This is a genomic window from Pseudomonas chlororaphis, from assembly GCF_001921865.1.
Taxonomy (GTDB): domain Bacteria; phylum Pseudomonadota; class Gammaproteobacteria; order Pseudomonadales; family Pseudomonadaceae; genus Aquipseudomonas; species Aquipseudomonas chlororaphis_D.
This window is the reverse complement of record NZ_MSCT01000004.1, coordinates 184,233-195,988: the sequence shown is the minus strand read 5'-3', so window position 1 is coordinate 195,988 and position 11,756 is coordinate 184,233. Positions and strand designations below refer to the sequence as shown.

The window sequence follows — 11,756 nt, the reverse complement described above, 5'->3', positions numbered from 1 at the left end:
GTTCGTTCAAGGGGGCGACCGGCTGTGTGGGAAAGGCGCTTCGCGGGCGAAGGCGCGGTATTATGCCTGCTTTGTCCGAAGGCATGAAAAGCCTGCCTGTCGGAAGAACAGTTTTCGCGTTCGAGGAATAAAGATGTCGCCCTGGCTGACGGTAGTGGGAATCGGTGAAGACGGCTTCAAGGGCCTGGGCAAGAACGCCCGTCGCGCCCTGCTGGGCGCTTCGCGGATCGTCGGCGGCCAGCGGCAACTTGACCTGTTGCCCGTGTGCATTCGCGGCGAGCGGCAGCTGTGGCCGAGCCCGTTTTCGCTGGAGCCGGTGCTGGCCAAACGGGGCGAGCCGGTGTGCGTGCTGGCCAGCGGCGACCCGATGCTGTTCGGCGTCGGCGCCAGCCTGGCGCGCCAGGTGGCCCAGGCAGAAATGCAGGTACTGCCCGCGCCTTCTTCCTATTCGCTGGCAGCCGCGCGCCTGGGCTGGCCGTTGCAAGAAGTCGTGACGCTCTCGGTGGTCGCCCGCCCGGTGGCCGCCCTCGCCGCCCAGCTGTTCAGCGGCGTGCGCCTGCTGGTCCTGAGCAACGACGGCCTCAGCCCTTCGGCCATCGCCGCGCTGCTGCGCGAACGCGGCTTCGGCCCGAGCCGCCTCAGCGTGCTGGAGCACCTGGGCGGCGCGGCCGAACGGCGGATCGACGGCCACGCCCACGACTGGAGCGACCCGCTGGTCGCCGACCTCAACCTGGTGGCCGTCGAATGCCTGGCCGAACCCGCGACCCCACGCCTGTCGCGCCTGGCCGGCCTGCCCGACTCGGCGTTCCAGCACGACGGCCAACTGACCAAGCGCGACGTCCGCGCCATCACCCTGGCGCGCCTGGCGCCGGTGCCGGGCGAACTGCTGTGGGATGTCGGCGCCGGCAGCGGCTCGATCGGCATCGAATGGATGCGCGCGCACCCCAGCTGCCGGGCCCTGGCCATCGAGGCCGACGCCGGGCGCCAGCAACTGATCGAACATAACCGCGATGCCTTGGGCGTACCCGGCCTGCAGCTGATTCGCGGCCACGCGCCCCAGGCGCTGGACGGCCTGGAGGCGCCGGACGCGATCTTCATCGGCGGCGGCGTGACCCGCGAAGGCGTGCTCGACACCTGCTGGGCCCGGCTCAAGCCCGGCGGCCGGCTGGTGGCCAATGCCGTGACCCTGCAAAGCGAAATGGCCCTGATGGCCTGGCGCGACCGGCATGGCGGCGAGCTGACCCGTATCCATATCGCCCAGGCCCAGCCGCTGGGGGATTTCGACACCTGGCGCCAGGCACTGCCGATTACCGTGCTCGACCTCGTCAAACCGCTATGACCACCCTTCCCTGTCCTGTAGGAGCGAGCTTGCTCGTGACCCAGACAACGCGGTCCCTCTGGCGGACGCTATCGCGAGCACGCTCGCGCCTACAGGGGGCCGTGCATGCGTGAGGAAACCGCGGAGCAACCGGCTCCGCTGCGCAGCGGCCTGACCACCGGCAGTTGCGCCACCGCCACCAGCCTGGCGGCGGCGCGCCTGTTGCTGGGCGGCACCCGCGCCGATGCGGTGGAAATCGTCCTGCCCAAGGGCAAGCAGGTGCGGATGCGCCTGGAGTTCTGCCGCCTCACCGGCGACGGCGCCGAAGCCGGGACGATCAAGGACGCCGGTGACGACCCCGATGTGACCCACGGCGCCCTGCTCTATTCCCAGGTGCGCCTGAGCCCGGTCGGCGGCATCCGTTTCGTTGCCGGTAAAGGCGTGGGCACCGTGACCCGTCCGGGCCTGGTGCTGGGAGTCGGCGAGCCGGCGATCAATCCGGTGCCGCGACGGATGATCAGCGAGCACTTGGCGGCGCTGGCGCAAGAGAAGGGTTACCCGGGCGGTTTCGAGGTCACGGTCAACGTCGAGGACGGCGAAGCCCTGGCGCTGAAGACCATGAACCCGCGCCTGGGCATCCTGGGCGGCCTGTCGATCCTCGGCACCAGCGGCATCGTGCGGCCGTTTTCCTGCTCGGCCTATATCGCCTCGATCCACCAGGGCATCGATGTCGCCACGACCAACGGCTACCAGCACATCGCCGCCTGCACCGGCAACGCCAGCGAAGACACCATGCGCCGGGTCTACGACCTACCGGAAATCGCCCTGATCGAAATGGGCGATTTCGTCGGCGCCGTGCTCAAGCACCTGCGCAAGGTGCCGGTGGAAAAACTCAGCCTGTGCGGTGGCTTCGGCAAGATCAGCAAGCTCGCCGCCGGGCACATGGACCTGCACAGCCGTCACTCCAGCATCGACCTGCCGCAACTGGCCGAGTGGGCCGCCGCGGTCGGCGCCGACCCAGCGTTGCAAGCCGCCATCCGCGGCGCCAACACCAGCCAGCAAGCCCTGGCCATGGCCAGCGCCGCCGGCATCAAGCTGGGCGATGCGGTGTGCCGGCACGCCCTGGATTTTGCCCGCAGCGTGGTGCCGAAACAGGTCCAGGTCGAAGTCTTCGCCATCGATCGCCAAGGCGGCATCGTCGGCCATGCGGGGGTTGTTCGATGAAACGCATCCTGCTGTTGGGCGGGGTCACCGAGGCCCTGGCCATCGCCCGCACCCTGGGCCCGGAGCATATCTATAGCCTGGCGGGCATCGGCCGCGTGCCCGACGACCTCAGGTGCCAGGTGCGGGTCGGCGGCTATGGCGGCGCGGAGGGCCTGGCGCAGTTCGTTGGCGAGCAGGGCGTCGACCTGCTGCTGGACGCCACGCACCCCTACGCCGCGCAGATCAGCCAGAACGCTGCCCGCGCCGCGCGGCTGAGCGGCATCCCCTGCTGGGCCCTGCGCCGGCCGGCGTGGCAGCCGCAGGCTGGCGACGACTGGCGCGACATCCGCGACTGGGCCGGGCTGATCCAGGCGCTGAAGCCCTTCAAGCGCCCGCTGTTCACCCTGGGCCGCGAGCCTTTGCAGCACCTGCATGAGATCCCCGCCGAACAGTTCTGGACCTTGCGCGCCCTCGACGTGTACCCCGGCAACGCCCGCTGCGAAGTGATAGGCGCCCGCGGGCCCTTCCTGATCGACGACGAACGCCAGCTGTTCGAGCGCCGCCGGATCGATGTGCTGATCAGCAAGAACAGCGGCAGCAGCGCCACCGAACCCAAGCTGGAAGTAGCCCGCGAGCGCGGGGTACCGGTGCTGATCCTGCAGCGACCGCCCTTGCCGGCGGTCGATCGGGAGTTCCACCACCTGAACGAGCTGCTCCAGGCCCTGCACTGACCGGCTGAACGGCGTTTCTCCTGAGCAACGCGCAGGTCGATACATCGAGTAACCAAACCCTCAGGGGCCTTCCGCCGAACGGCAAAGCACAGCCCGAGCCTGCGCGGCACGGGGCTCTTGCGTATTGAAGAGCGAGGAAACACTTGCCGCATTGGCCACGGACAGGCTTTGCGTCACGATCACAGGCCTACCCACAAAGTAACTTATTTGTTACCTTCAAGGCCGACGATGATCACAGTCGAGGAATACCAGCAAGAGAACCAGCGCAGCCCCTTCGCTCGTTGGTTCGCCACGCTGGATACCCAGGCAGCCGTCAAGGTTTCCACCGCGCTGCTGCGTCTGGAAATGGGCAACACTTCCAACATCAAGTGGTTCGACGGCCTGGGCGAGTACCGCATCGATTGGGGCCCGGGCTACCGGATCTACCTGATCCAGGAAGGCAGGCACCTGGTGATCCTGTTGGGCGGTGGCGACAAGTCCACGCAGCAGGCGGATATCAGGCAGGCGAAACGACTGATCGCTGAATTCCATCACCGCAAGAAGGCCGAACTGAAAGCGAGGTAACCCCCATGGTACTGACTCGAAGTTTCAAACACAGCATTGCCGAACGTGCCGAGCGCGACCCGGCGTTTACCCAGGCGCTGCTGGACGAGGCTGCTACGCTGTTCCTCAACGGCGAGCCGGAGATGTCGCGGATCATCCTGCGCGACCTGGTCAATGCCACTGTCGGCTTCGAAGCCCTGGCCCGCGAGACCGCCAAGCCGAGCAAGAGCCTGCATCGCATGCTGTCCGCCAGCGGCAACCCGAGCATGGACAACCTGGCCGCGATCTTCGCCGCCATTCGCGCCCAGCTCGGCGTGGCCATGGAAGTCCGTGCCGTGCCGGCTCACTGAGGAAGGCAGACCAGGCAGCGCTGCGACACCACACCGCACAGCGCCTTTTTACTTATCCACGGCGATCAGGCTAAATACGCCCTGTTCGCTCAACCTGACGGATTGTCACCATGTCCCGACAACGGCTCGCATTTGCCTGGATCGCCTGCTTCGCAGTGCTGTTCAACATGCTTGCCATGCCGCTTTCGGGAGCCATGCAGCAGACGGATCGAGCACCCGCCGAGCAACTGCTGTGGGGCAGCTTCTGCTCATCCAGCGGCACCAAGCTGGTGGCGATTTCCCTGGGCAAGCTGGAACAGCAGGCCCCGCAGAACGACGATCACTCCAACATGCAGCACTGCTGGTGCTGCTCCGGCTCGGCGCCCCTGGTCGCCCTGCCCGGCCATGTGCCGCAGTTGTATTTCGCCCGTTTCGAGTCCAACCGCGGCGTCGCGCCGCCAGCACTGGCCCTGCCCACCCCGCGCCAGCAATGGCCGAGCCTCAACCCCCGAGCCTCACCTCTGGTGTGATTCCACCTCGCAAACGAACTGCGTGTTGAATCGTTCTGGAGAACTGCCATGTTGAAATCCGCCCCGGTCTTGCAAGCCCTGCTGCTGGCCGCCCTGCTGTTGCCCACAGGCTTTGCCGCCGCCCACGAATACAAGGCCGGCGAGTTGCAGATCGCCCACCCCTGGTCCCAGGAGCTGCCGCCCAATGCACCGACGGTGGCGGCCTATTTCGTCATCCACAACACCGGTGCGAATGCCGACCGCCTGCTGGGCGTCGACTCGCCCATCGCCGCCAAGGCCGAGTTGCATGAGCATGTGCAAGAGGGCGACCTGATGAAGATGCAGCAGGTGCCCAGCGTGGCCATCGCCCCTGGCGCCATGGTCACCTTCGCGCCCATGGCCTATCACGTGATGCTGCTGGAGCTTAAGGACCGCAGCCTGCTGCGCGACGGCAAGCGCTTCCCGCTGACCCTGCACTTCGAGAAATCCGGCGACGTGACGGTCGATGTCGCGGTGCAGAAAGAGGCGCCCGCGGGCACCCAGGAACACATGCACGCCCCATAAGCGCCGGCGGTCATTCCCGTGAACTCCTTGCGCTCGCCCGGCAACCGGCGATCCGCGCCGCGCCACCACACCTTGAAGGTACGGCGCGGCAGCTGGATCAGCCTGTTCGCCATGCTGATGATCTTTATCGGTCCGCTGATTTCCCAGGCGATGCCGATGGATCGGGCCATGCCGATGAACATGTCCATGTCGATGGACATGCGCATGGGCGAGCCCGGCTGCCACGGTGAAGCCCCACACGGCACAGAGCACGGCAAGCCCCAGGGCGAGCACCACGCGCTCTGGGAAAAATGCGGCTATTGCGGCCTGCTGTTCAACTGCCCGGCGCTGCCTGGCGGCCTGTCGTTCAGCGCGCTCGACAGCTCGCCATCGAGTCACTTCCTCACCCCCTCGCCGCGCCTGGGCCATGCCCGGCAAACGGTGTTCCCCGGCGCGCGTACCCGCGCCCCGCCCATCGCTTCGTAAACCCTCCCGCGACGCCACATCACCCGGCCAACTGTAGAAAAGACAGCCGCAGGCTGCTGGCCGTGTTGTTTACGAAATGATCGATGGAACCTTTATGTCCAGGTTTTCTGCTGACACTCGCCTGTGCCCTGCACAGGCATCCGCAACCTTCGCCCTGAACCCGTCGCGTGTGCGATTCAGCCACGCCTTCGCCGCCCTCTGCGGCGCCCTGCTCGCGCCGCTGGCCCTGGCGGCCGAACAGCCGGTCGACCACAGCCAGCACGGCGAAGAACTGAGCCCGACGGTGATCACCGCCATCGCCCCCAGCTCGCCGCTGACCGTGGTCACCAACCCCAAGGACCCGCGCCAGCCGGTGCCGGCCAGCGACGGCGGCGACTACTTGAAGACCATCCCCGGCTTCGCCCTGGTGCGCAACGGCGGCACCAACGGCGACCCGGTGCTGCGCGGCATGTTCGGTTCGCGCCTGAACATCCTCACCAACGGCAGCATGATGCTCGGCGCCTGCCCCGGCCGCATGGACGCGCCGACCTCCTATATCTCGCCGGAAACCTACGACAAGCTGACGGTGATCAAGGGCCCGCAAACCGTGCTCTGGGGCCCGGGCGCGTCCGCCGGGACCATCCTCTTCGACCGCGAGCCGGAAAACTTCGGCGAACTCGGCACCCGGGTCAACGCCAGCGTCCTGGCCGGTTCCAACGGCCGCTTCGACAAGGTGGTGGATGCTGCCGCCGGCGGACCGCTGGGGTATGTGCGGGTGATCGGCAACCAGGCCCATTCCGACGACTACAAGGACGGCAACAACGACACCGTGCCGTCGCGCTACGAGAAGTGGAACGGCGACGTGGCCCTGGGCTGGACCCCGGACGCCGACACCCTGCTGGAGCTCACCGCCGGCAAGGGCGACGGCGAAGCGCGTTACGCCGGGCGCGGCATGGACGGCTCGCAGTTCAAGCGCGAAAGCCTGGGGCTGCGTTTCGAGCGCTCGAATATCGGCGAGGTGCTGGATAAGGTCGAGGCGCAGGTCTACTACAACTACGCCGACCACGTGATGGACAACTACACCCTGCGCACGCCGTCCGGCACCGGGATGATGGCCGGCCCCATGGCCAGCAACGTCGACCGCCGCACCCTCGGCGCGCGGATCAAGGCCACCTGGCGCTGGGCCGACGTGCAGTTGATCGGCGGCCTCGACGCGCAGACCAACGAACATCGCCAGCGCAGCGGCATGGGCATCGACACCTACAAGGAGCAGCCGCGCACCAAAGATGCCGACTTCCACAATTACGGAGCCTTCGGTGAGTTGACCTGGTACGCCGCCGACCGCGAACGCTTGATCAGCGGCGCCCGGCTGGACCGCGCCTCGGCCAAGGATTATCGCCAGAGCATCGGCTCCGGGATGATGACCCGCCCCAACCCGACCGCCGGCGATACCCGCGCCGACACCCTGCCCAGCGGCTTCGTGCGCTACGAGCACGACCTGGCCGACATCCCGGCCACCGCCTACGTCGGCCTCGGCCACGCGCAACGTTTCCCGGACTACTGGGAGCTGTTCTCGCCGAACAGGGGCCCGAACGGTTCGGTCAACGCCTTCGATTCGATCAAGCCGGAAAAAACCACCCAGCTCGACTTCGGCCTGCAATACAAGACCGCCGACGTGGAAGCCTGGGCCTCGGGCTACATCGGCCAGGTCCGCGACTACATCCTGTTCAACTACCGCCCCGGCATGATGGGCATGACCTCGCAAGCCGAGAACATCGACGCGCGGATCATGGGCGGCGAACTCGGTGCGGCCTACAAGCTGACCGCCAACTGGAAGGCCGACGCCACCCTGGCCTACGCCTGGGGCAAGAACAGCAGCGACGGCACGCCGTTGCCACAGATGCCGCCGCTGGACGCGCGTTTCGGCCTGACCTACAGCGAGGACGACTGGAGCGCCGGCGCCCTGTGGCGGGTGGTGGCGGCACAGAACCGCATCGACGAAAACAAGGGCAACGTGGTCGGCAAGGACTTCGGCAAGAGCGGCGGCTTTGGCGTGTTCTCGCTCAACGGCGCCTACCGGATCAACAAGAACCTGAAGGTCAGCACCGGCGTCGACAACCTGTTCGGCAAGGCCTACGCAGAGCACCTGAACCTGGCCGGCAACGCCGGGTTCGGCTACCCGGCCAATGACCCGCAAGCCATCAACGAACCGGGGCGCACGCTCTGGACCAAGGTGGACTTGAGCTTCTAAACAGCATCGCGAGCAAGCTCGCTCCTACAGGACACACGAAACCCTGTAGGAGCAGCCGGTCGACGCTCGATTGCTCGCGATCCAGGCGGCAAAGCCGCCACGCGAACCGATAAAACAATAGCTGCATCGCCAATGTGGAGCGTGCCCTGATGAACCCACCCAAAGTGTCTTTCTATAACCTGGCCTGGCGTTGGCATTTCTACGCCGGGCTGTTCGTGGCCCCATTCATGGTGATGTTGTCCCTCACCGGGATCATCTACCTGTTCAAGCCGCAACTCGATCCGCTGATGTACGGCAACCTGCTGCACGTGCCGGCGGGCCATCACCTGCTCAGCGCCGACGAGCAACTCCGGCGCGTGCAGGCGGCGTACCCCCAAGGCCACGTCAAGCAGTACCTGCCGCCGCTCGAAGCCGGCCGCAGCGCGCAGTTCGTGGTGCAGAAGGAGGGCAGCGAACTCAATGTCTTCGTCGACCCGTACCGCGGCGACATCCTTGGCGAGCAGGACGCCAAGAACAATCTGCAAGCCATCGCCCGGGCCATTCACGGCGAGCTGATGATCGGCACCCTCGGCGACCGGCTGGTAGAACTGGCGGCAGGCTGGGGCATTGTCCTGGTGGTGTCCGGCCTGTACCTGTGGTGGCCGCGCGGCAAGTCGTCGGCCGGGGTATTGTGGCCGCGCTTCAGTAGCCGCGGCCGCGTGCTCTGGCGCGACCTGCATGCCGTGGTCGGTTTCTGGGGCGCGGCCTTCCTGCTGGTGATGCTGCTCAGCGGCATGACCTGGACCGGTTTCTGGGGCAAGCAGTACGCCGAGCTGTGGAACCGCTTCCCGGCGGCGATGTGGAACGACGTGCCCACCTCCGACCAGCAGGCCGGGACGCTCAACACCGCCAGCCGCCAGACCGTGCCCTGGGCCCTGGAAAACACGCCGATGCCGATGTCCGGCGACCACGCCGAACACATGGCCCACGGCGCCGCGCACGAAGGCCCGGCGGCCCCCGCGATCAGCCTGCAGAACGTGCAGGACATCGCCACCCAGCGCCGGGTCGAGCGCGGCTACAGCATCACCTTGCCGACCACCGCCAGTGGTGTGTTCACCATCGCCGTGTTCGCCGACGACCCGCGCAACGACGCCACCCTGCATGTCGACCAATACACCGGCAAGGTCCTGGCCGACGTGCGTTTCGAGCACTACAGCAACGTCGCCCGCGCCACCGAGATCGGGGTGATGCTGCACGAAGGCAAGATGTTCGGCCCGCTCAACCAGATCGCCGTGCTGCTGATCTGCCTGATGATCCTGCTGAGCGCCGTCAGCGGCCTGGTGATCTGGTGGAAGCGCCGCCCGCAGGGACGCCTGGGCGTGCCGCCGCTGCGCCACGACCTGCCGAAATGGAAAACCGCGATGGCGATCATGCTCGCGCTGGCGCTGATTTTCCCGCTGGTGGGGGCTTCGCTGGTGGCCGTGTGGCTACTGGACAAGCTGCTGCTGTCGCGCTGGAACCGCTCGGCTGAATCGGCTTCATCTTCATCATGAATCAGGCGAGATGCACGATGTAGAGCGATCTGTAGACTGCTGTCGCTTCAATTTCTCGCCTGCATAATGTTACTTTATAACAATTACAGGTAAGATCCCTACCCGCAGCCGCCCACGCTGCGGGTAACCCTCTCGAAGAAGCGATCGCAGCGCCCCGATGAACTGCCCCATGAAGAATAAGTACCTGGCGTCCAGCCTCTGCCTGCTGGCCCTGAACCCCTCCGCCCAGGCCGACAGCGCGCCCCTGACCCTGCCCACCGGCACCATCAGCGCGCCCGCCGTCGATAGCCAGGACATCAACCTGCACACCCCGACCACGGCCGGTTCGCGCCTGGGCCTGAGCGCCCTGCAAACCCCGGCCAGCACCGAGAGCCTGAGCGGTGAACGGATTCGCCAGCGCGGCGACCGCAGCGTGCAGGACGCGGTGTCGCGCAGCACCGGCATCAGCCGCACCGGCACCCCGGGCGATGGCGGCACCTCGCTGTCGGCCCGCGGTTTTACCGGCCAGGGTTCGGTGATGCAGCTGTACGACGGCAACCGCCTGTACAGCGGCATGGGCACCGTGACCTTCCCGGTGGACACCTGGTCGGTGGAACGGGTGGACGTGCTGCGCGGCCCGGCCTCGGTGCTGTACGGCGAAGGCGCCACCGGCGCGGTGGTCAACACGATTCCCAAAAAGCCCTTTGCCGGCGAGATCGAAAACCACCTGCGCCTGGGCTACGGCTCCTACGACCGCCAGCAGCAGGCCCTCGACAGCGGCGGCTCGCTGAGCGACACCCTGAGCTACCGCCTGAACCTCAACCGCTTGCGCAGCAACGGCTGGATCGACCGCGGCGACAGCGCCAGCGACTTCATCAGCGCGGCGTTGCGCTGGCAGGCCACGGACGACCTGGCGTTCACCCTCGCCCACGACTACGGCGACCAGCGGCCGATGAATGATTTCGGCACCCCGCTGATCAACGGCCGCTTCCACGAGGGCCTGCGGGACAAGAACTACAACATCGGCAACGACAAGCAGCACTACAACGACCAGTGGACGCGCCTGACCAGCGAGTGGCAGCTTTCCGACAGCGTCAGCGCCAACAACGAGCTGTACTACCTCAAGGCCCAGCGCCGCTGGCAGAACGCCGAAAACTTTAACTGGGACAGCGCCGGCCAACAGCTGCTGCGCAGCGGCAACTTCGCCATCAAGCACCAGCAGGAACAGGTCGGCGACCGCCAGACCTTCACCTTCAAGCACAGCCTGTTCGGCCTCGACAGCCAGACCGTGACCGGCGTCGACTACAACCGCATCCGCTTCCAGCTCAACAGCAACTCGCCGTTCATCGATGCGCTGCCGGGTGGCGAAGCCCTGGACCTGCAGCACCCGGACAAGGGCCGCTTCGACAGCGCCTCGGCCTATCGCGCGCAGTTCCAGAGCACCACCCAGCAGATGTCGGCCTTCGCCGAAAACCGCACCCAGCTCAGCGAGCGCTGGTCCCTGGTGACCGGCGTGCGCCGCGACTACGTACACCTAGACCGCGACAACCTGGTGGACGGCAGCCAGAGCGACAAGACCCTGACCGGCAATAACTGGAAGGCCGGGCTGGTGTTCGCCCTGACCCCGGACACCTCGCTCTACGGCCAGTACGCCACCAGCACCGACGGCGTCGGCGGCCTGATTTCCCTGAGCCCGAGCCAGCAGCAGTACGACCTGGCCACTGCCCGGCAGAGCGAGATCGGCCTCAAGCAAATGTTCTGGGACCAGCGCGGCGAGTGGACCCTGGCGGCCTATCACATCGTCAAGAAGAAGCTGTTGACCGACGACCCGGGCAACCCGACGCTCAAGCAGCAGGTCGGCCAGCAATCGTCCAGCGGCCTGGAAGCCAGCCTCGATGTGCAGCTGCCCCACGCCTGGCAACTGCAGGCCAACGCCGCCATCGTCAGGGCCCAGTACGACGACTTCGAAGAGCAGGTGGGCAACCAGTTCGTCTCGCGCAGCGGCAACCGCCCGGTGGACGTGCCGCGGCGTACCGCCAACCTGTGGCTGAACAAGGCCGTGACCGATAAGCTGCGCGCCGGCGCCGGGGTGCGTTATGTCGACGCCCGCTACGCCGACCTGGCCAACCGCAACGAGCTGCCCAGCTACACCGTGGTCGATGCCGTGCTGTCGTGGCAGGCCTTGCGCAATACCACCCTGGGCTTGCAGTTGAACAATCTGTTCGACCGGCAGTACGCGCAAAGCCAATACAATGAGGGCCAGCAATGGATCCTCGGCGAACCACGCTCGTTTTTCGTGACCGCCGACTACACCTTTTAACCACCTGTAGCCGCTGCCGCAGGCTGCGCTAAG

At 66.6% G+C, this 11,756-nt stretch carries 11 protein-coding genes; all 11 read left to right on the top strand.

Annotated elements, in window-relative coordinates; genetic code table 11:
• The first annotated feature begins 133 nt into the window (after window positions 1–133).
• The 11 genes from cbiE (at window position 134) to BTN82_RS02785 (ending at window position 11,723) form a co-directional block, all read left to right on the top strand.
• A complete protein-coding gene (gene cbiE / locus BTN82_RS02835; protein ID WP_075117669.1) occupies window positions 134–1,339 on the top strand; it encodes a precorrin-6y C5,15-methyltransferase (decarboxylating) subunit CbiE in 1,206 nt (401 codons plus the stop codon).
• 105 nt (window positions 1,340–1,444) lie between these two features.
• Complete coding sequence (locus BTN82_RS02830; RefSeq protein ID WP_075117668.1) at window positions 1,445–2,542, top strand: cobalt-precorrin-5B (C(1))-methyltransferase; 1,098 nt, start codon at window positions 1,445–1,447, stop codon at window positions 2,540–2,542.
• The gene (locus BTN82_RS02825) at window positions 2,539–3,252 is read left to right on the top strand and encodes a cobalt-precorrin-6A reductase (protein ID WP_075117667.1); all 714 of its coding nucleotides are present in this window, start codon (window positions 2,539–2,541) and stop codon (window positions 3,250–3,252) included. The genes BTN82_RS02830 and BTN82_RS02825 overlap by 4 nt, the downstream gene beginning before the upstream one ends.
• Before the next feature lie 228 nt (window positions 3,253–3,480).
• Window positions 3,481–3,816 (top strand): type II toxin-antitoxin system RelE/ParE family toxin, encoded by a 336-nt coding sequence (locus BTN82_RS02820; protein WP_075117666.1) that lies wholly within the window; start codon window positions 3,481–3,483, stop codon window positions 3,814–3,816.
• Between the two features lie 5 nt (window positions 3,817–3,821).
• A complete protein-coding gene (locus BTN82_RS02815; RefSeq protein WP_075117665.1) occupies window positions 3,822–4,145 on the top strand; it encodes a DNA-binding protein in 324 nt (107 codons plus the stop codon).
• Window positions 4,146–4,255: 110 nt separating this feature from the next.
• Window positions 4,256–4,654 (top strand): DUF2946 domain-containing protein, encoded by a 399-nt coding sequence (locus BTN82_RS02810; protein WP_075117664.1) that lies wholly within the window; start codon window positions 4,256–4,258, stop codon window positions 4,652–4,654.
• A gap of 48 nt (window positions 4,655–4,702) precedes the next feature.
• Window positions 4,703–5,197, top strand: coding sequence for a copper chaperone PCu(A)C (locus tag BTN82_RS02805; RefSeq protein WP_075117663.1), 495 nt, complete (start codon window positions 4,703–4,705; stop codon window positions 5,195–5,197).
• A gap of 27 nt (window positions 5,198–5,224) precedes the next feature.
• Window positions 5,225–5,662, top strand: a complete 438-nt coding sequence (locus tag BTN82_RS02800; protein WP_261792928.1) for a DUF2946 domain-containing protein — start codon at window positions 5,225–5,227, stop codon at window positions 5,660–5,662.
• Window positions 5,663–5,756: 94 nt separating this feature from the next.
• The gene (locus BTN82_RS02795; RefSeq protein WP_075117662.1) at window positions 5,757–7,892 is read left to right on the top strand and encodes a TonB-dependent copper receptor; all 2,136 of its coding nucleotides are present in this window, start codon (window positions 5,757–5,759) and stop codon (window positions 7,890–7,892) included.
• Window positions 7,893–8,041: 149 nt separating this feature from the next.
• On the top strand, window positions 8,042–9,424 hold the full coding sequence (locus BTN82_RS02790; protein ID WP_075117661.1) for a PepSY-associated TM helix domain-containing protein: 1,383 nt from the start codon (window positions 8,042–8,044) through the stop codon (window positions 9,422–9,424).
• A 169-nt stretch (window positions 9,425–9,593) separates the two neighbouring features.
• Window positions 9,594–11,723: a TonB-dependent receptor gene (locus tag BTN82_RS02785; protein ID WP_261792926.1), complete on the top strand. Its 2,130-nt coding sequence runs from the start codon at window positions 9,594–9,596 to the stop codon at window positions 11,721–11,723.
• The last annotated feature ends 33 nt before the right edge of the window (window positions 11,724–11,756 follow it).